21 protein-coding genes are annotated in these 19,283 nt (G+C 71.0%); 11 read left to right on the top strand and 10 right to left on the bottom strand.

Features of this window, described 5'->3' with window-relative positions; genetic code table 11:
• Positions 1–10 precede the first annotated feature (10 nt).
• Complete coding sequence (locus tag ACFWNN_RS03965; protein ID WP_382438325.1) at positions 11–664, bottom strand: response regulator; 654 nt, start codon at positions 662–664, stop codon at positions 11–13.
• Entirely contained in the window at positions 661–1,800 is a 1,140-nt protein-coding gene (locus ACFWNN_RS03960; RefSeq protein WP_382438324.1) for a sensor histidine kinase, read from the bottom strand. Before ACFWNN_RS03960 ends, ACFWNN_RS03965 begins: the two co-directional genes overlap by 4 nt.
• Before the next feature lie 162 nt (positions 1,801–1,962).
• On the opposite strand from ACFWNN_RS03960, the gene ACFWNN_RS03955 reads away from it, so the two are divergent.
• Positions 1,963–2,445, top strand: coding sequence for a DUF6326 family protein (locus ACFWNN_RS03955; RefSeq protein ID WP_382438323.1), 483 nt, complete (start codon positions 1,963–1,965; stop codon positions 2,443–2,445).
• Positions 2,446–2,453: 8 nt separating this feature from the next.
• Here ACFWNN_RS03955 and ACFWNN_RS03950 read toward each other — a convergent pair whose 3' ends face one another.
• Positions 2,454–3,137: an alpha/beta fold hydrolase gene (locus ACFWNN_RS03950; protein WP_382438322.1), complete on the bottom strand. Its 684-nt coding sequence runs from the start codon at positions 3,135–3,137 to the stop codon at positions 2,454–2,456.
• A gap of 112 nt (positions 3,138–3,249) precedes the next feature.
• Here ACFWNN_RS03950 and ACFWNN_RS03945 point away from each other — a divergent pair, with 112 nt between their 5' ends.
• Positions 3,250–4,224 carry a helix-turn-helix transcriptional regulator gene (locus ACFWNN_RS03945; RefSeq protein WP_382438321.1) on the top strand — a complete coding sequence of 325 codons (975 nt, stop codon included), beginning with the start codon at positions 3,250–3,252 and terminating at the stop codon, positions 4,222–4,224.
• On the opposite strand, the gene pdxY is transcribed toward ACFWNN_RS03945, so the two are convergent.
• Both pdxY and ACFWNN_RS03935 read right to left on the bottom strand, forming a co-directional pair.
• Positions 4,202–5,053, bottom strand: coding sequence for a pyridoxal kinase PdxY (gene pdxY, locus ACFWNN_RS03940; protein WP_382438320.1), 852 nt, complete (start codon positions 5,051–5,053; stop codon positions 4,202–4,204). The two genes, ACFWNN_RS03945 and pdxY, sit on opposite strands and share 23 nt — an antisense overlap.
• Positions 5,054–5,121: 68 nt before the next feature.
• Positions 5,122–6,279: a mandelate racemase/muconate lactonizing enzyme family protein gene (locus ACFWNN_RS03935; protein ID WP_382438319.1), complete on the bottom strand. Its 1,158-nt coding sequence runs from the start codon at positions 6,277–6,279 to the stop codon at positions 5,122–5,124.
• A 73-nt stretch (positions 6,280–6,352) separates the two neighbouring features.
• Between ACFWNN_RS03935 and ACFWNN_RS03930 the strand changes: the two genes are divergently transcribed.
• From ACFWNN_RS03930 to ACFWNN_RS03915, 4 genes are all read left to right on the top strand, one after another.
• Positions 6,353–7,096 (top strand): FadR/GntR family transcriptional regulator, encoded by a 744-nt coding sequence (locus ACFWNN_RS03930; protein ID WP_382438318.1) that lies wholly within the window; start codon positions 6,353–6,355, stop codon positions 7,094–7,096.
• A gap of 175 nt (positions 7,097–7,271) precedes the next feature.
• On the top strand, positions 7,272–8,654 hold the full coding sequence (locus tag ACFWNN_RS03925; protein WP_382438317.1) for an extracellular solute-binding protein: 1,383 nt from the start codon (positions 7,272–7,274) through the stop codon (positions 8,652–8,654).
• Positions 8,655–8,659: 5 nt separating this feature from the next.
• Positions 8,660–10,660: an ABC transporter permease subunit gene (locus ACFWNN_RS03920; RefSeq protein ID WP_382438316.1), complete on the top strand. Its 2,001-nt coding sequence runs from the start codon at positions 8,660–8,662 to the stop codon at positions 10,658–10,660.
• Positions 10,657–11,919, top strand: a complete 1,263-nt coding sequence (locus ACFWNN_RS03915; protein WP_382438315.1) for a mandelate racemase/muconate lactonizing enzyme family protein — start codon at positions 10,657–10,659, stop codon at positions 11,917–11,919. The genes ACFWNN_RS03920 and ACFWNN_RS03915 overlap by 4 nt, the downstream gene beginning before the upstream one ends.
• A gap of 2 nt (positions 11,920–11,921) precedes the next feature.
• Here the strand turns inward: ACFWNN_RS03915 and ACFWNN_RS03910 are convergent, their stop codons facing one another.
• The 3 genes from ACFWNN_RS03910 to ACFWNN_RS03900 form a co-directional block, all read right to left on the bottom strand.
• Positions 11,922–12,656 (bottom strand): ribonuclease activity regulator RraA, encoded by a 735-nt coding sequence (locus ACFWNN_RS03910; protein ID WP_382438314.1) that lies wholly within the window; start codon positions 12,654–12,656, stop codon positions 11,922–11,924.
• A 181-nt stretch (positions 12,657–12,837) separates the two neighbouring features.
• Positions 12,838–13,230 (bottom strand): hypothetical protein, encoded by a 393-nt coding sequence (locus tag ACFWNN_RS03905; protein WP_382438313.1) that lies wholly within the window; start codon positions 13,228–13,230, stop codon positions 12,838–12,840.
• Between the two features lie 44 nt (positions 13,231–13,274).
• Positions 13,275–14,231: a ketopantoate reductase family protein gene (locus tag ACFWNN_RS03900; protein WP_382438312.1), complete on the bottom strand. Its 957-nt coding sequence runs from the start codon at positions 14,229–14,231 to the stop codon at positions 13,275–13,277.
• Positions 14,232–14,319: 88 nt separating this feature from the next.
• Between ACFWNN_RS03900 and ACFWNN_RS03895 the strand changes: the two genes are divergently transcribed.
• The 4 genes from ACFWNN_RS03895 to ACFWNN_RS03880 all read left to right on the top strand — a co-directional run bounded on the left by ACFWNN_RS03895 (position 14,320) and on the right by ACFWNN_RS03880 (position 16,774).
• Positions 14,320–14,883: a TetR/AcrR family transcriptional regulator gene (locus ACFWNN_RS03895; RefSeq protein WP_382438311.1), complete on the top strand. Its 564-nt coding sequence runs from the start codon at positions 14,320–14,322 to the stop codon at positions 14,881–14,883.
• A 67-nt stretch (positions 14,884–14,950) separates the two neighbouring features.
• Positions 14,951–15,403 (top strand): TetR/AcrR family transcriptional regulator, encoded by a 453-nt coding sequence (locus ACFWNN_RS03890; protein ID WP_382438310.1) that lies wholly within the window; start codon positions 14,951–14,953, stop codon positions 15,401–15,403.
• A gap of 1 nt (position 15,404) precedes the next feature.
• Complete coding sequence (locus tag ACFWNN_RS03885) at positions 15,405–15,758, top strand: hypothetical protein (RefSeq protein ID WP_382438309.1); 354 nt, start codon at positions 15,405–15,407, stop codon at positions 15,756–15,758.
• Positions 15,755–16,774, top strand: coding sequence for an alpha/beta hydrolase family protein (locus ACFWNN_RS03880; protein WP_382438308.1), 1,020 nt, complete (start codon positions 15,755–15,757; stop codon positions 16,772–16,774). Before ACFWNN_RS03885 ends, ACFWNN_RS03880 begins: the two co-directional genes overlap by 4 nt.
• Positions 16,775–16,780: 6 nt before the next feature.
• On the opposite strand, the gene chvE is transcribed toward ACFWNN_RS03880, so the two are convergent.
• A complete protein-coding gene (gene chvE / locus ACFWNN_RS03875) occupies positions 16,781–17,875 on the bottom strand; it encodes a multiple monosaccharide ABC transporter substrate-binding protein (protein ID WP_382438307.1) in 1,095 nt (364 codons plus the stop codon).
• 103 nt (positions 17,876–17,978) lie between these two features.
• Positions 17,979–18,398, bottom strand: a complete 420-nt coding sequence (locus ACFWNN_RS03870) for a MarR family winged helix-turn-helix transcriptional regulator (protein ID WP_382438306.1) — start codon at positions 18,396–18,398, stop codon at positions 17,979–17,981.
• A 57-nt stretch (positions 18,399–18,455) separates the two neighbouring features.
• Here ACFWNN_RS03870 and ACFWNN_RS03865 point away from each other — a divergent pair, with 57 nt between their 5' ends.
• Positions 18,456–19,283 (top strand): SDR family NAD(P)-dependent oxidoreductase, encoded by an 828-nt coding sequence (locus ACFWNN_RS03865; RefSeq protein ID WP_382438305.1) that lies wholly within the window; start codon positions 18,456–18,458, stop codon positions 19,281–19,283.

Below are 19,283 nucleotides of genomic sequence, written 5' to 3'. Positions count from 1 at the left end.
CCTAACGGGTTCACCCCGCCCTGCCGGTGTCGTAGGCCCACATCGCGATCTCGACCCTGTTGCGGGCGCCGATCTTGGCCAGCAGGCTCGCGACGTGGGTCTTGGCGGTCGTCAGCCCGATGAACAGCTCGGCGGCGATCTCGGCGTTCGTGCGGCCGCGGGCGACGAGCGTCAGCACCTCCTCCTCGCGTTCGGTGAGCGGCTCGATCGGCTGGATCTGCCTGGGCGACGGTGCCCTGGCGGCGAGGGTGGCCAGCAGCCGCCGGGTGACGTTGGGCGCGATCAGGGCGTCGCCGGCGGCGGCGGCGTGGACGGCCTGGACGAGCAGCGCCTGTCCGGCGTCCTTGAGCAGGAAGCCGCGGGCGCCGGCCCGGAGCGCGCCCTGGACGTACTCGTCGAGGTCGAACGTCGTGATCACCACGACCGCGATCGGGTCCGGCACGCCCCGGCCCGCGAGGAGCGTGGTCACCTCGATGCCGTCGAGCCCAGGCATCTGGATGTCGACCAGGCACACGTCGGGGCGGAGCCGCAGCGCCAGCTCGACGGCGGTGTGGCCGTCGGCCGCCTGGCCCACGACCTCGATGCCGGGCTGGGCGTCCAGGATCATCGACAGGCCGGTGCGGACCAGGTCCTGGTCGTCGGCCACCAGCACGCGGACCGTCATCGGCGCACCCGCGTCGGCAGTTCGGCGTCGACCGTCCACCCGCGCTCGGGTGCCGGCCCGGCCCGCAGCGTGCCGCCGAGCAACTGCACGCGCTCGGTCATCCCCAGTAGCCCGAATCCGTGCCGCACCGACCGTGCCGGGTCGATCTGTCCGTCGTCGGTGACGCGCAGCCGGAGCCGTCCCTCGTCCTCCACGACCTGGATCTCCACCCGCGAGGCGTCGCAGGCGTGCCGCAGGGCGTTGGTCAGCGCCTCCTGCGCCAGCCGGTAGACCACCGCGTCGACCTGGGGAGGGAGCTCGTCCAGGTCCTCCGGCAAGTCCACCTCGACGGCCGGCGCCGGCGCGCGTCGGGCGAGGGCCACCAGGTCGGCCACGCCGGGCTGGGGAGCGTCCGCCGCCGGTGCTCCGTCGCGCAGCACCCGGACCACCGCCCGCATCTCCGCGAGCGTCCGCGACGCTTCCCCTTCGATCGCCGCCAGCGCCTCGAGTGCCGCCTCAGGCCGTTGCCCGGCGATCGCCCGGCCCGCCTGCGCCTGCACGGCGATCGCGGAGACGTGGTGGGCGACGATGTCGTGCAGTTCGCGCGCGAGCCCGACCCGCTCCCGGCTGCGGCTCTGGTCCAGCGCCCGGCGCCAGCTCTCGGCGCGGTAGCGGAACGCCGCCCCGGACGCGGCCGCCGCCAGGACGGCGAACCCGCCGAGGACGTCGGCGGGCCCGGTGTAGTCGGCGACCGTGCCGATGCCGGAGGCGACCGCCACCACCGCCAGCCCGATCACGATCTCGCGTCCCGAACCCCAGCGGACCAGCGCGTGGACGAGCACCAGGACGTAGATCATCGTGTCGAGGCCCACGCTCGGGGCCCCGCCCAGCAGGCTCGCCAGTCCCAGCACCATCGCGGCCCCGAAGCCCACCACGACGCAGGCCAGCGGGTGGGTGCGCCGCCAGAGCAGCACCGGCGCGAGCCCGACCGCCACGACCACCGCCACCGGCCGCCAGGCGACGCCGTCCCGCAGCACCCCTTCGAGCAGTGCCGCCACCATCACGACCCCGACCAGCACCCAGTCGCGCGACACCCGTGCGGGAGCGTCCGGGGCGCGGGGCTCGGTCCACAGCGAGCTCAGGGCGTTGGTGGTCACGCGCCCAGCGTAGGGATCGCCGGTTCGCCGGGGACCGACCGAAAGAACGAGACGGTTCCTCTACTTAAGACGGAGACAGGACGGGCCTCGATGCCGGTGTGCCCGCCACCGCGCTCGGCGACTGTTGGTCCACCGGTTTTCACCACACCAACGGAGCCTGCGATGAGATCACGTCAACCCACCAAGACCGCACTGGACGAACAGCGGATCCCGGTGAGAGTCAAGCTCGCCGCGGCGTGGACCAGCTTCATGTTCCTGTACGCCTACGTGGACATCATCGCCTTCTTCAAGCCCGGCGTCATCGACGGCATCGAGGCCGGCGTCGTCTTCGAGTTCGACATCAGCCAGACGTTGCTGACCACCTTCATCGCGCTCATGGCGATCCCGATCTTCATGGTCGTCCTGTCGGTGGTGCTGCCCGCCAGGGCGAACCGCGTCACGAACCTCGTCGTGGCCGCGGTGCAGATCCCGTACGCGGCCTTCAACGTGGTGGGGGAGTCGTGGACGTTGTTCTACGGCCTCGGCTTCGCGCTGGAGTTGATCCTGCTCGTCCTGATCCTGCGCCTCGCCTGGGGCTGGCCGCGCATCGCGCCGTCGGCGACCAGCCCGAACCGTGGAACCGTTGGCGCCCAACAGGTGGCGTGAACTTCCTGTCAGGCCGTAGTGGTCGCCGCGATGAGCCGGGCGAGCTCGCCCGGCCTGGTGTGCATGGGCCAGTGGCCTGAGTCGATGTCGGCGTAGTCGACGTGCCGGGCCTTCGCGAGCTCCGGCACGTCGCCCGCGTCGATCCACTCCTTCGCCTGGGCGGGGGTGAACTCGGGGCAGACGACCACGACCGGGACCTGGAAGCGGCGCTCGTCGGTCAGCCGCACGACGCCCGTGGCCACACCTGCGGGCACCGGGATCGCGGCTGCGGCGAACGCGGCGCGGGCCTCCTCGTCGAGGTCGGCGGAGTCCGGTCCCTCGAACGGCGTCCAGCCGGGGAAGGGCATGACGCCGTCGGTCAGGTCGAAGAAGTCGGCGTAGGTCCTCCCGTCGGCCACCGGGAAGCCGCCGATGAGGACGACCGCGGAGACCTTGCCGGGCCGCGCGTCCGCGGCGATCCAGGCGAGGCTGCAGGCGGCCGAGTGCCCGACCACCACGGCCTTGCCGGGGACCGCGTCCACGGCGTCGAGCACGGCCGCCACCTGGTCGTCGAGCGTGGCGGAGACGGACCCGTCGCCCTGACCGGGCAGGGTCAGCGGCACGGGGCGGTGACCCTGTGACCGGAGTGCGGACGCGACGTCGTCCCAGGCGGATCCGTCGAGCCACAGGCCTGCGATGAGCAGGATGTCCACGAACTGTTCTCCCTCTCCCGCGCGGCCGGGCCGGCCGCGGTACGCCGCCACGCTAGAGCCAATTCCGGACGATCTGCTTCCGGTATGCCGGACGATCTCCTACCCTGCCCCCGTGCCGAGCGACATCAGCCCCACCGCCAGGGCACTGCGCACCCTGGAGATCCTCCGGACGCGCCCCGGCACCACCGCGGACGAGCTCGCCGGACGCCTGGGCGTCACGGAGCGCGCCGCCCGCCGCTACGTCGGGATCCTGCGCGAGGCGGGCGTCCAGGTGGAGTCGAGCCGGGGTCCGCACGGCGGGTACCGGCTGCGGCGCGGAACGAAGCTGCCGCCGATCGTGTTCACCCAGGCCGAGGCGCTGGGACTGGTCATGGCCGTGCTCGACGGTCAGCCGGCCGCCACCGAGCCCGACAACCCGGTCGGCGCGGCGCTGGGCAAGGTGGTCGAGGCGTTGCCGGAGAACGTCGGCAGGCAGGCGGCCGTGCTGCGCGAGCACGCGAAAGCCGCCCCGGACCGGAGGTCGGCCGGACCGGACCCCGCGATCACCGGCGCCCTCGTGGCCGCCATCGCGGGGAGGTACCGGGTGCTGATCACGTACCGGAGCGAGTCCGGCAACGAGTGGAAGTCCGAAGTGGACCCGTGGGCCGTGGTGGTCCGGCACGGCCGCTGGTACCTGTTGTGCCACTGCCACCGGGCGGACGCGATCCGCACCTACCGGGTCGACCGGGTCCGCGCGGCCGGACAGACCGCGCACGAGTTCGTGCCACCCGAGGACCTCGACCCGGTCGCGATGCTGGAGGAGAACCTCGGCAGCGGCTGGAAGTTCCCCACCCACGTCGTCTTCGACGCACCGCTGGCCGAGGTCGCACCGTGGATCCCGGCCCCGATGGGACGGCTGCACCCGGCAGGGGACGGGTGCGTGCTCCTCGGCAGCACCAGCAACCCGGCGATGTACGCGCAGGAGTGGCTGGCGGCCGTGCCGTTCGACTTCCGGGTCGAGGGCGGCGACGAACTGCGTGCGGCGGTCGCGGCGGTGGCGACGCGCTTCGCGGCCGCCCTCGGGCTCAGCGCACCTGCTCGGCCTTGAACTGCATCTGCGGGCTCGCGTAGAACTCCTGGGCCTGCACCAGCCGCAGCTCGCGCTCACCGGAGCGGTAGGTGAGGTCGATCAGGTCGAAGACGCTCGACGCGGTGCGTTCCAGCGCCAGCGCCGCGTCCTTGGTCTGGACGTAGTGCGCGGTGAACAGCGCGGCCGTGACGTCGCCGGACCCGTTCGCCTTGAACGGCAGGTGCGGGGTGCTCACGAGCCACGACCCGGCGGCGTCCACGACGAGCATCTCGATCGTGCCCTCCTCCCGGTCGGGCCGCTCGACGCTCGTGACCAGCACGGTCGACGGGCCCATCGCGCGGGCGAGGTCGGCCGACGCCAGCGTCTCCTCGACGCTCGCCGGCTCGGTGCCGGTGAGGAAGCCCAGCTCGAACTGGTTCGGGGTGATGATGTCGGCCGCCGGCACGACCTTGTCGCGCAGCAGCACGGGGATCTCGGGCGCGACGAAGCAGCCCGACTTGGCGTTGCCCATCACCGGGTCGCACGCGTAGAGCGCCGCCGGGTTCGCGGCCTTCACCCTGCGCACCGCGTCGATGATCACGTCGGCGATGCCGGTGCCGCCCTGGTAGCCGGACAGCACGGCGTCGACCTGCGGGAACACTCCGCGTTCCTCGACCCCGAGCAGGATCTCCGCCACGTCCGACGGCGGCAGCAGCGGACCGCGCCACGCGCCGTATCCGGTGTGGTTGGAGAAGTTCACCGTGGGGATCGGGACGACCTCGACCCCGAGGCGCTGGAGCGGGAACACGGCGGCGGAGTTGCCGACGTGGCCGTGGGCGACGACCGACTGGATGGACAGAACCTTCATCCGTCCACCCTAGAACGGACGGCCGGCCCGTCGCCTGCGGGGAAGGGCGGGTCCGCCGGCCGGCGCCGCTACTCGAACACGCCGTAGCCCGCGACCGCGTGCGCCCGGACGCCGTCCATGTCGAGCTCCACGCCGATGCCCGGGGTGTCGGGAAGCGTGATGTAGCCGTCCTTCACGATCGAACCGCTGCCGTCGGGGGCGTGGACGTAGCTGTCCCACACCGCGCGTTCCTCGAGCGCGTGCCACTCCTGGACGAGGAAGTTGGGGATCGCGCCGCACTGGTGCGACGTGGCCATCGTGCCCAGCGGGGTCGAGACCAGGTGCGGGGCGAACGGGACGTAGTGGAGCTCGGCGAGGTTGGCGATCTTCTTCGCCTCGGCCAGGCCGCCGCACTTCGGCACGTCCGGCTCGATCACGTCGACGGCGCCCCGTTCGAGCAGCTCGCGGAACCCCCAGCGCAGGTAGAGGTTCTCGCCCGCGCAGATCGGGGTGCGGGTCTGGGCGCGGACCCGCACCAGCGCGTCGACGTTCTCCGCCGGCAGCGGCTCCTCGAGCCACAGGAGGTCGAACGGCTCCAGCTCCCACGAGATCCGGCACGCGCTCGGCACGTCGTAGCGGGCGTGCAGGTCGATGGCCAGGTCGACGTCCGGTCCGATCGCCTCGCGGACCGCCGCCACGCGCTCGACCATCGACCGCAGCTCGGCGGCGTTGACCGTGTGGTTGAAGTCGTCGTACTTGGCCGGGTGGTGGAGGTCGTCGATGTCGAACTTGATGGCCGTGAAGCCTTCTTCGACGACCCGCTGGGCGCGGTCGACGCATCCGGAGACCGACCCCGCGGGGTCGTCGCCGTCGCCGCAGTCCGCGTAGAGGCGGATCCGGTCGCGGAACTTCCCGCCGAGCATGCGGTAGACCGGCTGGCCGGCGGCCTTGCCCGCGAGGTCCCACAACGCGATCTCGATGCCGGACAGCGCGATCACGGACACCCCGCCCTGGGGGCCGGCGAAGACCTTGGCGCGCCGCAGCTTCTCCCAGCACCGCTCGACGTTGCGCGGGTCCTCGCCGATCAGCAGCGGCGTCAGGAACTCGATCATGCCGACGACGGCGCCCGCGCCCGCGTCGGGGTTGGCCTCGCCGAACCCGCTGAGACCCTCGTCGGTGTCGATCCGCACCAGGGTGGCCTCACCGTGGTAGGCCACCACCGCCGTTGTGACGTTCACGATCCGCATGGCTCTCCCCGAAGTCGGGTTGTGCAGGGAACGGGACTGTCGCGACGTTCAACTTGTCCTATAAGCTGATGACATGCAAAGGGGACAGGAGTCTCTGGACGCTGTCAAGGTCCGGACCCTGCCGGTGCAGGTGGCCGCACACCTGACCCGGCGCATCGTCCTCGGCGAGATCGAGGACGGCCGCGCGCCGTCGGAGCTCGACATCTCCCGGGAGTTCGGCGTTTCCCGAGTCGTGGCAAGGGAAACGCTCAAGATCCTCGCCTCGCTCGACATCGTCGAGGTCGCGCAGGGCCGCCGCGTCGTCGTGCGTCCTCCCGCCGAGTGGGACTACCTGAGCCCGTTGCTGATCGAGTGGCTGCCGGCGGAGATCGTCGGTGAGCTGCTGCAGGAGCTGCACCAGATGCGCGTGCTGCTCGAACCCGAACTGGCCGCGATGGCCGCCGCCTGCGTCACCGATGAAGCGGTGCGGCGGCTCAAGGCCGAAGTCGACCGCATGGCGGAGCTCGAGTCGGACCCGAACGCCTACCTCGCGGTCGACCACGAGTTCCACATGGAGATCTGCCGCACGGCCGACAACCGCATCCTCGACCGGATCATGTACTCCGCCCGCTGGCTCGGCACGGCCAGCCGGCGCATCACCAACGAGGCGCCCTCCGCGTTGCGCAAGGCCACGCACGACCACACCGAGATCTACGAGGCGATCGTCGCGCGCGATCCGGACCGCGCCCGCGCGGCGATGCGAACACACCTCGCCAACAACTCCGCGCTCCTCGCGGAGAAAGAGGCGCAGACCAGGCGGGCCTCCCGGCGCCGCTAGCCCCTCTCAGCACCGAGCACCTCGCTTCGCCGCATGAACGATCCGGCAGCGTGGCGCACGCCTCGCTGTACCGCCGGCTGCAACGTCGCCCCGTCGGTACGCGTCCGCACGCCCGGACGCGGGAGGAGTGGTCATGGAAGAGAAGGCCGATTTATCAAGGCGCACTTTTCTCAGCGTGAGCGCGCTCGGCGTGCTCGGTCTCGCCGGGTGCGGGGGAGGGCCCGCACCCGCGCCGCAGGTCGACGTCCAGGTGCCGCAAGCCTTGCTGGACCAGGCTTCCGGCCAGCGCGGCGGGTCGGTCGGGATGCTCTCGCAGAAGCTCTACTCCGAGGCCGCGAACCAGGCGCTGGACCGTTCGCTGCAGGTGTTCGCCCAGGCCACCGGCACGACGGTCCGCAACGACCTGGTGTCCGGGGACGCGGGCGACATGGTCGCGAAGATGGACGCCGAGGTGAAGGCGGGCACCAGCCGCGACTTCGCGTTCGTGAGCGACCGGCGGTTCGTCGGGCAGTTGCACAACCTCGGCGCCCTCACCGACGTCACCGACGTGGTCGAGGAGATGAAGAAGCTCTACGGGGAACCCGCGACGGAGGCGACGAACTACTGTGTGTTCGGCGGCCGCTGGTTCGCCATCCCATACCACTTCATCGCGTCCGCCATGTACCTGCGCAAGGACTGGTACCAGGAGAAGGGCCTGCCGCTCAAGCCCTACTACACCTGGGAAGAGTTGCGCGACAACGCTTTGGAGGTCTCCGACCCGGCGAAGAGGCGCTTCGGCTGGGGCCTCACGGTGAACCGCTCCGGCGACGCCAACGGCTTCATCGCGAACGTCATCAACTGCTACGGCGGCGCGCTCGCGGACAACACCGGCACGAAGGTGGTCTTCAACTCGCCGGAGACCGTCGCCGCCGTCACGTTCATCGGCGACATCTACACGAACCCGAAGTACACGCCGATGCTGCCGCCGGGCATCGGCAGCTGGACGGACTCCAGCAACAACGAGAACTGGCTCGCCCAGATCCTCGGGCTCACCCTCAACCAGTTCAGCGTCTACGCCGACTCCAAGACCAAGAACAACCCCGTCTACGCCAACACCCACCCGTTCAACGGCGCGACCGGACCGGCGATCGACAAGCCGCTCGCGTTCGGCGAGTCCAACTCGTTCGTCGTGTTCAAGGGGGCGAAGAACCCCGACCTGGCCAAGGTCGTCGCGAAGTACATGGTCAGCGGGACCGCGCTGCTCGGTGTCGCGAAGGGAGCGCCGTGCCTGGTGAACCCGTCGTGGGACAAGGTGTGGGACTCCGACCCGTACTACACGAACGGCGACCCGGCGTTCCCCGCGCTGCGCGAGCAGACCCGCACGCCGCTCCCCATCACGACGAGGACCGGCTTCACGTTCCCGCAGGCTCCGAGTCCCGGTGAGCAGGCGGCGACCGCCGCCTACCTGCTGACCGACATGATGCAGTCGGTCATCCAGGGCGCGAAACCCGCCGACGCCGTCGCCTCGACGCACGCGCGGATCGTCCAGGTCTTCGAGCAGCAGGGCTACAAGCAGTGACCGTCGTGCGTGAGCGCCCGGCGCCGGTCCGTCCGGCGCCGCGCGGATCGTCCTCGCTGAGCGGGTCGCAGCGCCTGCTCGGGCGGGACTGGCGGCTCGCGGCCGTGTTCGTGGGGCCGACCCTGCTCCTCGTCGCCGGGCTGATCCTGTTCCCGATCGCCGACTCGGTCCTCACCAGCACCACGGAACGGCACGGCGAGGAGACCGTGTTCGTCGGGCTGGACAACTACAAGGCGCTGCTCGACGACACGGTGTTCCACAAAGGAGTGCTCAACTCGTTCGTCTTCACCGCGTACGCCGAGATCTTCAAGGTGACCCTCGGCCTCATCGCGGCGTTGATGCTGCACCACATGCGGCGCGGCCGGGCGATCGTCGCCGGCGTGATCCTGCTGCCGTGGGTGGTGCCGACGGTCGTCACGGCCTTCACCTGGCGGTCGCTGTTCGACCCGATCTTCGGCAGCGTCAACGTCCTGCTCACCGACTCCGGGATCGGGCCCGCGCTGGCGGCGATCGGGCTCGTCGACCGGTGGCCCGCCGAGTGGCTGTCCGATCCGGCACTCGCGATGCCCGCCGTCATCCTCGTCAACGTCTGGAAGGGCATCCCGTTCTTCACGGTGACGTTCCTCGCCGGGCTCAAGGCGATCGACGGCGGTCTCTACGAAGCGGCCATTGTGGACGGTGCGACGCCCTGGCAGCGGTTCGTCCACATCACGTTGCCGGGCCTGCGGCACGTCATGATCGTGACGGTGCTGCTGTCGTCGATCTGGACGTTCAACAACTTCGACCTGATCTGGTTGATGACCCAGGGCGGACCGGGCGACGCCACCGCCCCGTACGTGATGGTGGCCTACTCCAAGGCGATCCAGCAGCTGCAGCTGGGCGCGGGCGCCGCGGTCACCCTGGTGATGCTGCCGGTCGTCGCGATCCTCGTGGTGATCCTCGTGCGGATGATGCGGCGCAGCGACCTGCCCGGCACGGGCGGTCCGGGGCGCGGCCGGCTGACCCCCGCGCAGCGCCGGGCGATGCCGTGGGTGATCGTCGTGGTCTCGGCCCTGGTGCTCGTCTGGGCGTCGCCGCACATCGTGTGGAAGGCGGCGCTGGTGCTGGGCGTGTTCGTGGTGCTCGCGGCGGCGGTGGGGCGGCTCGTGTCCGTGCTCGCCGCGCGGGGCAGCCGGTCGGCCGCACGGCTGGTCAGCGGCGGCAGCAGCGGCATCGCGCTGGTGGGGCTGCTCGGGTTCGTGCTCGCCCCGCTGTACTGGATGACGGTCACGGCCTTCAAGTCCGACGACCAGATCGTCGCGCGCACCGACGACCTCTGGCCGACGCCGTGGACCACCCAGCAGTTCACGAACCTGTTCACCGGCAGGGCGTTCGGCACCTGGTACCTCAACACGATCCTGGTGTCGGTGGCGTCCACGGTGATCGCCCTGGTGTGCGCGGCGCTGGCGGGCTACGCGCTGGCACGGTTGAAGTTCCGGGGCTCGGAGAGCTTCACGGTGACGATCCTGCTCACCTACGTGATGCCGGGCGCGCTGCTGTTCATCCCGCTGTACCAGATGATGAGCGGCATCGGGCTCAACGACTCGTTGTGGTCGCTGGTGCTCGCGTACCCGACGTTCACGCTGCCGTTCGCGACGTGGCTGCTCGTCGGCTACTTCAAGTCGATCCCGGCGGACCTGGAGGAGGCCGCACTGGTCGACGGCTGCACGCGGTTCGGGGCGTTCCTGCGGATCACCCTGCCGCTGGCCAAACCGGGGCTGCTCGCGGTCGCGCTGTTCACACTCACCAACGCGTGGAACGAGTTCCTGTTCGCGTTCGTGTTCATCACCAAGGACGACTACAAGACGCTGCCCGTCGGCATGCAGTCGATGATCTTCGGCGACGTCGTGCCGCAGGGGCAGCTCGCGGCGGCGTCGTTGCTGATCAGCATCCCGGTCGTGGTCATGTACGCGTTCGGGCAGCGGTTCCTCACCGAGGGCCTCACCGCCGGGGCCGTGAAGGGATGATCACAGAGGAGCACGTGCCGACCGGGTCGCGGCCGAGCGCCCTGCGCATCACCGACCTGCGGGTGGCGAACGTGGACGGGGTGCCGTTCCGCTCGTCGATCATCAGGATCGACACGAACCAGGGCCTGGCCGGGTACGGGGAGGTGCGCGACCAGGCCAGCGCCACCTACGCGTTGATGCTCAAGAGCCGCCTCGTCGGCGAGAACCCCTGCAACGTCGACAAGATCTTCCGCGGGATCAGGCAGTTCGGGCACCACGGCCGGCAGGGCGGCGGGGTCTCCGGCGTCGAGATGGCGCTGATGGACCTCGCCGGCAAGGCGTACGGGGTGCCGGCGCACGCGTTGGTCGGCGGGCGGTTCCGGGACGAGATCCGGTGCTACGCCGACACCCCGTCGCTGCCGGACCCGCACGCGATGGGCGCCCGGCTGCTCGAACGCAAGGCGCGCGGGTTCACGATGCTGAAGATGGACGTGGGCATCGACCTGCTCTGGGACGTGCCGGGGGCGTTGATCGCGCCGAAGGGCGCCCGTGCCGACCTCACGACGATGCACCCGTTCACCGGCATCCAGGTCACCGCGAAGGGAGTCGAGCACCTGGCGTCCTATGTGGACACCGTGCGGTCGGTGGTCGGCTACGACGTCGCCCTGGCCGCCGACCACTTCGGCCACATCGCCCTCGACTCCTGCATCCGGATCGGCCGCGCGCTGGAGCCGTTCACCCTGGCGTGGATCGAGGACCTGATCCCGTGGCAGTTCACCGACCAGTGGCGCTGTCTCACCGAGTCCGTCGCCGTCCCGACGTGCACGGGGGAGGACATCTACCTGCTCGACGGCTTCCGGCCGTTGCTCGACACCGGTGCCATCCGCGTCGTGCACCCCGATCCGGCGACGGCGGGCGGGATCGCGGAGACGAAGCGGATCGGCGACCACGCGCAGGAGCGGGGGATCCCGATGGCCCTGCACCTGGCGGCGTCGCCGATCGCGACGATGGCGTGCGTCCACCTGGCCGCCGCCACCGAGAACTTCCTGGCGCTGGAACACCACGCGGCCGAGGTGGAGTTCTGGAGCGACCTCGTCACCGGCCTGCCCCGGCCGTTGATCCAGGACGGCCACATCACCGTGCCGGACACGCCGGGACTGGGGTTCGGGGACGTCGACGAGGAACTCCTGCGCCGCCACCTCGATCCGCGCGACCCGGTGTTCTTCGCCGAGACGACGCACTGGGACGCCGAACGGAGCCACGACCGCCTGTGGAGCTGATCTCAGGACCGCGTGGCGCGCCACCGCTCGTACTCGGGCCGGGCCTGGTCCGACAGCGGGTAGTACAGCCGCATGTCCCCGCCCTCGGCCAGCCGCATCCGGGAGAACTCCTCCCACTCCGCGTGTTCCCTGGCGACGGCGAGGACCCGCGGTGCGAGCTTGACCGGCACCACGACCGCCCCGTCGTCGTCGGCGACCACGATGTCGCCCGGCTCGACGAGCGTGCCCCCGCACGCCACCGGCACGTTGACGGCGGTCGGCACGATGCCGGTCTGGGTGTGGAAGTTCGGCGTGGCGCCGCGAATCCACAGGCCGAGACCGAGCTTCTTCGCCTCGCCGGTGTCGCGCAGGCATCCGTCGACCACGACGCCCACGCCTCCGCGCCCCTTGAAGTAGGTCAGCATCATCTCGCCGAACACGCCGCTGCTCATGTCCCCGCGCGCGTCGACGACGATCATGTCGCCGGCCTGCGCGTGGTACATGACGTGCCGGTGCAGTTGCGTCTCCGGCTCGGCGTACTCGTCGTCGGGGTAGAGGTCCTCCCGCTTGGGCAGGAACTGCAGCGTCAGCGCCGGACCCGCCACGCGCACGCCGGGCGTCACCGAGACGGGGCCTCTGATGAAGGCGCTGCGGATGCCCATGCGGCTGAGCTCGGCGCTGGCCGTCGCACTGCCGATGGCGGCGAGGGCCGCGCTGAGCTCGGCGGGCGGGCGGACGATGTCGTGCGTCTCGACCACTTCGGTAGTCCCTTCAGAATCCGCGCGGACCGGAGGGCGTCGATGAGACCTTGAGTCGAGCCTAGACCGTCAAACCCTTGTGGCGTAAGGAAATCTGCTTCGCGGTCGGAACCGCGCGGAGTTCGGTGGCCCACGTCGCGAGGGCGCTGGCGGCCGCCCCGGTGAGGTCGGGGCCGGAACCTCACTTCCGGTGGCGGATCCCGGCGTAGAGCAGCGTGCCGCCGGCGAAGGCGAGCGCGAGACCAGCCCACCCGCGCTGGTTCGCGGCCATGGCCGCGCCGTGTTCTCCCTCGGGAAGACCGGTCAGCAGCGGGTAGCCGAACAGGAAGGCGCCGCCGACCAGCGCCAGCACCCCCACGATCAGCGACCACGCGGGCAACGTCGGGTTCTCGAAGTTGAACCCGCCCCTGGTCAGCACGGTCGCGGCCAGCATCAGGGCGAGGGAGAGCAGCGTCAGCACGACGTTCGCCGAGCGCGGCAACAGCGCGTCGCCGAGCACCAGCCCGCCCGCGATGACGACGGCGTCGAGGAGGATCACGACGAGTGCGGCCCGCTGCAACGGCACGAGTCCCATGTCCGGTCACGGTAGGGGTTTCCGTCGTCCGCACGGGCCGGAACTCAGGAATCCGCGGCGGCGAAGTGCCGTTCGGCCGCTTCCAGCCGAGGTGCGGGGACGCCGAGGCGCCGGGCTTCCGCGAGGACGTCGCGGCAGACCGCCCGCGGCTCCTCGGCGGTGGGATCGGCGTGGGCCGCGAAGTTCGCGCGCGCCGGGGCGAAGTGGGCGACCAGCCAGGAGAACACGGGTGCCACCAGCCACACGGGCAGGGTCAGGTGCCTCAGGCCGCCCCGGTGCCGGTGCAGGTCCACACCTCGTGCTTCGAGCAACGGCACCAGCTCCCGGCCGGTCCGCAACGCCTCCCGCAGCGCGGCGGTGTTCCCGATCAACCCGGCCAGCGACCCCACGCGCACCCCCTGGGCGTGCAACGCGGCGTCGGACACGAAGTGGACCCACAGCCAGCCGCGGAAGTCCGGCCGTTCGCGCACCCGGAAACCCGCGCCGGCGAACACCGCGCGCACCGCCCGTTCGCGCTCGGTCGGCGGCTGCCCCAGCGTCCCGAAGAGGACCGACGGCAGCATCGGGCCCCGCAGCACGCCGTCGGTGCCGAAGCCACCGCCGGCCTGCGGGAACCCCCAGGCGAGCCGGTCGACGGGCAGCGGCGCGACCGCTGCGACCGGATCTGCCCAGACGTTGCCGAAGACCAGCACCGTCGCGTTGCTGAGGCGAGGTGCGAGGAAGGCCGCCGCCTCCGGGAGGTGGTGGTGCGACACGCTCAGCACGACGAGGTCGAAGTCGTGGTCGGCGGGCAGGTCCTCCCGCAGGCGCACGGGCCACCGCTGCGAGACCCGCATCGCCCACGGCCGCCGCCGCGCGTCGACGACGTCGAGGTCCACCGCGTCCCCGTACGCCGCCGCGCGGCCGGGCCGGACGTAGAACTCGACCTCGTGCCCCGCCTGGTGGAGGGCCCAGCCGTAGAAGGTCGCGATCACGCCGCGCCCGAACAGGAGGATCTTCACGATGCACCTCGTGGAGTACGCTCTAATTGGAGGAAATCTCCACTTCGACGATATGGAGATGGTCTCCACTTGTCAACGGAGGTGCTGCGTGGACGCCGTCCGACCGCTGCGGGCCGACGCCCGGCGCAAGCGGGAAGCCCTGCTCGCCCAGGCGCGCGAGCTGTTCGACGCGGGCACGTTCTTCGAGCTGCGCTTCGACGACTTCGCCAAGCTGGCCGGGGTGGGGGTCGGGACGCTCTACCGCCACTTCCCCACGCGGGAGGCGCTGGCCGAGGCGGTCTACCGCGAGGAGGTCGCCGCGCTGTGCGGCCGCGTTCGCACGTTGCGGGACACGATGCCCGCCGAAGCCGCCCTGGCGTCGTTCCTGCGCGGCTTCGTCGACTACCTGGACGCCCACCGCGGGCTCGCCCAGACGCTCGCGACCCTGATGGGCACGCGGTCGAGCGCGCTGGCCGAAGGCAGTCAGGCGCTGGAGGAGGCCGTCCTCGGGTTGCTGGACGTCGCCGCGCGGGACGGCGCCATCCGCCGGGACGTCGACGGGGGTGCCGTCATGATGGCGCTGCACGGCATCGGCGCGGCCCACGACCGTCCTAATTGGAGGGTCGAGGCCGACGGGGTCGTCACCCTGCTGCTCGACGGACTGCGCCCGTGACCTCACGACGCAAATTTAGGAACGCTCGTTCTTGACTGACCGTTCCTAAAAACACTACGGTTGTCGCATGGGACGACGACGGTCCTTCGACGAGGACGAGGTCGTGCAGGCGGCGGCGGAGTTGTTCGCCCGCCGCAGCTACGACGGCGTCTCGATCGACGACCTGGTGAAGGCGGTCGGCGTGCACCGCAACAGCCTCTACGGCGTGTTCGGCAGCAAGCGCGGGTTGTACCTGGCGGCGTTGCGGCGGCACGTCGACCAGGAGGTGCGGCCGGGGCTCGCCGAGGCGGTGCGCTCCGGCGAGACCCTGGCCTGGAACCTGCTGCTGCTCGCCGCGGTGGATCGGGCGCCGGAGGACCCGGAGGTGGCCGGACTGGTGTCGGCGGTCTTCGCCGAGATCGACGCGGCGACCGGTGATCCGGCGGCCACGGACGCGGTGCTGGGCCGGTGGCTGCGAGCACGGCCCGCCGTCCCGAATGGACACGATGCGCCGGAAGCGTTGCAGGACAAGGGGATCTGACATGGCTGTGGTCAGCGTGCAGGGGCAGGACCTGGTGGTGGAGATGGAAGGGCTGGACAAGCTGTGGGCGTTGAAGAGCCGGTTGACCATCCCACTGGTCAACGTGCGGGGAGCCACGGTGGACCCCGGGATCGTGGGTGAGCCGAAGGGACTCCGGGCGCCCGGCACGCACGTGCCCAAGGTGATCACGGCGGGCACGTTCCACCACGAGGGCGAGAAGGTCTTCTGGGCGGTGCGCGACGCGCAGAAGGCCGTGGTCGTGGAGTTGGCCGACGAGACCTACACCCGGCTCGTGGTCGAGGTCGACGACCCGCGCTCCGTGGTGGCCCTGGTCGAGCAGGCGACGCGCCGGTGATCGTCCGGATCGCGGTGGCGCTGGCGGCGGCGGTGTCCACCGCGTTACCGCTCGCGGCCGTGGCGGAGGCGTTGCCGGACAAGGGCTTCTGGCTGCCGGCGCGGGACGAGGAGGTGTCGTTCGTCGTAGACGGCACGACGACCTACGGGACGGTGCACGTGCCCGCGCGCCGTCGTGGCGAACGGCTGCCCGCGGCGTTGCTGCTGCCCGGCAGCGGGCCGACCGACCGCGACGGCAACCAGCCGCCGGCGTTCACGCCGAACACGATCCGCGACCTCGCCGGGGTGCTGGACCGCGACCGCGTGGTGACCCTGCGGTTCGACAAGTACGGCACCGGTCGCACGGGGCTCGGCGCGTACGCGGACCGTCCCGCGGACCTCGACCACCCGGCGTTCGTCCGGCAGGCCGCCGCGGCCAGGGACCTCCTGCGCGACCGGGCCGAGGTGGCGTCGCACCGGGTGGCGCTCGCCGGGCACAGCGAGGGAGCGCTGACCGCGCTGGTGCTCGCGGCGGACGCACCGCGCGACCGGCGTGCCGCCGCGCTGATCCTGTTGCGGCCACTGGCTTTGCGGATGCTGGACGTGCTGGCCGCGCAACTGCACGACCAGATCGGTCAGGCGGTCGCGGCGGGCGCCATGACCGAGGAGGAGGGCCGGGCGGCGGACGGCGCGATCGACGTCGCCGTGACGGACCTGCGCGCGGGCCGTCCGGTCGACACCACGGCCATGCCCCCGGCGCTCGCGGCGTTCTTCCGGTCGCTGGCCGGGCCGAGTCGCCGGTTCGTCACCTCCGTCGACGCCGTCTTCCCTCCCGACGTCGCCCGCCGCCTGCGGCCGATGCCGGTGCTGCTGACGTGCGGCGAACTGGACCCGCAGGTGCCGTGCCGCGCGACCGACCAGCTCGCCGCCGTGGTGGGCCACCGCGTGGTCCTGCCCGGTGCGGGGCACGCGATGACCACGGCCGACGGGACGTTCTCGCCGGTGCTGACCGCCCGGCTGCACGCCCTGCGGTGGTGAGCGCGGTCAGCGGAGCTGGTCGTCGGTGTAGTACCCGGACTCCACCAGCACCTGGTGGTAGTTGGCCTTGTCGACGCTCACCGGGTTCAGCAGGAACGCCGGAACGATCTTGACGCCGTTCTCGTAGTCGTTGAGGTTGTTGAGCTGCGGTGGTGTCCGGCCCTTCAGCACGGCCTCGGCCATCATCGCCGTGGCGGTCGCCAGTTCGCGGGTGTCCTTGTAGATCGTCGAGTACTGCTCGCCCGCGATGATGGACTTCACCGAACCGAGCTCGGCGTCCTGGCCGGTCACCACGGGGAGTTCGGCGCCGTACCCGGTGTTCTTCAGCGCGGTGATGATGCCGAGCGACATGCCGTCGTAGGGGGAGAGGACGCCGTTCAGCTTCGTGCGGCGGTACGTCGTGTTGACGATCTCCTCCAGGCGCTTGCGGGCGGTCTCGCCGTCCCACCGCAGGGTCGCCACGGCCTGGAACTCGGTCTGCCCGCTGCGCACCACGAGCTTCTTCTCGTCGAGGTACGGCTTGAGCACGGACATGGCGCCGTTGAAGAAGAACACCGAGTTGTTGTCGTCCGCCGAGCCGGCGAACAGCTCGATGTTGAACGGACCGGGCTGGGGGCCGGGGCTGCCGTCGCCGTTGCGCAGCCCGAGTCCGGTCAGCAGCGACTCGGCCTGGTAGATGCCGACGCGGAAGTTCTCGAAGGTCGCGTAGTAGTCGACGTTCGGGCTGTCGCGCAGGAGACGGTCGTAGGCGATCACCGGGATCCCGGCCTCCGCGGCCATCTCCAGCGGCTTCGTCAGCGCCGAGCCGTCGACCGAGGCGATGATCAGGAGCTTCGCGCCTGCCCCGATCTGGCTCTCGATCTGCTTGACCTGGGTGGGCACGTCGTTCTGCGCGTACTGCAGGTCGACGCGGTGCCCCCGGGACTCGAGGTCGCGCTTGATGTTCTCGCCGTCGCTGATCCAGCGCTCCGACTTGGTGGTCGGCATGGTGACGCCGACGAGCGCCTTGTCGGGCGGCTTCTCCTGCTGGCCGGCGGCGGGCGCGCCGCACGCCGCCACCAGCATCGCGATCACCGCCACCGCAGACTTGGGCGATCTCATCCCGGCTCCCTCGCGCATCACCATCGCGGTTGTTGCTTTGTGACCTGGGCCACACGCGGTTGGGCACGTTAACAACTGGTTGCGGAGGGATCAAGCGTGGCGGTCAGTTCTGGTTCAGCGCGTCGAGCATCTCGTCCAATGCCTTGAGCTGGTTCGGGTTCAATCGCTCGAAGACCGACCGCAGCACCTCGCGGCCCGTCTGCTCACCGGTGGTGAGAGCGCGCTCACCCCGCGCGGTCGCGGCGACCACCTTGGCCCGCTTGTCGGCGGGGTCGGGGGAGCGTTCGACCAGGCCGTCCCGTTCCATGGTCTCGACGGCCTGGGTGATCGACCGCGCGGCCATGCCCAGTTCGGCGGCCAGCCGCGACTGCTTGACCGGGCCCAGGTCGGCGAGCACCTGCAGGATCTTCGTCCTGGCAAGGGAAACGCCGCTCGCCATGTGCTCGTCCACGGCCCGGCGGATCTTCGCGGACGTCGTGAGGAAGCGCAGGCCCGTCTCGGCGGCGTTCGTGCGGGGTTCCATTCGTGAGGTACCTCAGGTTCGTGGCAGTATTGAGGTACCTCACGATATAGGAGAGCCATGACCACCGCTGTCATCACCGGCGCGACACACGGCCTGGGCAGGCTCGTCGCGCTCGACCTGGCCCGCCGGGGCTTCGATCTGGGCGTGGTCGCCCGCAGCGCCGCCAAGGTGGACGAGCTGCGCGCCGCGATCGGTCTCGGCGTCACGGTCACCGCGTTCGTCGCTGACCTGTCCTCGCTGCGGGAGGTGCGCCGCGCCGCCGACGCCGTCGACGCGCACTACGACCGCGTCGACGTGCTCGTCAACAACGCCGGGATCCACGCCTTCAGCCCGCGTCTCACCGCGGACGGCCTGCCCGAGATGACCGCGGTGAACTACCTGGCGCCCTGGGCGCTGACGAACGCGTTGCGCGCCAAGCTGATCGCTTCGTCCGCCCGCGTCGTCACGGTCGCTTCCGAGGCGTCGCGACAGGCCCGCGGCATCGACCCGGCGACCGCGCTGACGACGGCCTCCCACTACGGCCGCACCAAGCTGATGGACATCATGTTCAGCCAGGAGCTCGCGCGCCGGCTCGCCGGCACCGGGGTCACGTCGAACTGCTGCGACCCCGGCTTCAACACCACCGGGCTGGGCCGGGAGCTGCCGTTCGCGGGCGTGCTGGAGAAGGTGCTGCACGCGGTGCGGATCGGCGACCCGGCGAGGGGCGCCTCGATCATCACGCGCCTCGCGACCGACCCCGCCTTCGAGGGCGTGACCGGCGGCTACTTCTCGGTCAGGGACGCCAAGCCGTTGCGGTGCCCGGAACCCGGTCGCGACGAGGCCGTGCAACGCGCGCTGTGGGAGGCCACCGAGGAACTCCTGGCACGACTGGACGTCGCCGGGTGA

The organism is Lentzea sp. NPDC058450, assembly GCF_042721395.1.
Lineage (GTDB): Bacteria > Actinomycetota > Actinomycetes > Mycobacteriales > Pseudonocardiaceae > Lentzea.
Note: the sequence above shows the minus strand (reverse complement) of the source record. Positions and strands in the feature narration are given on the sequence as shown.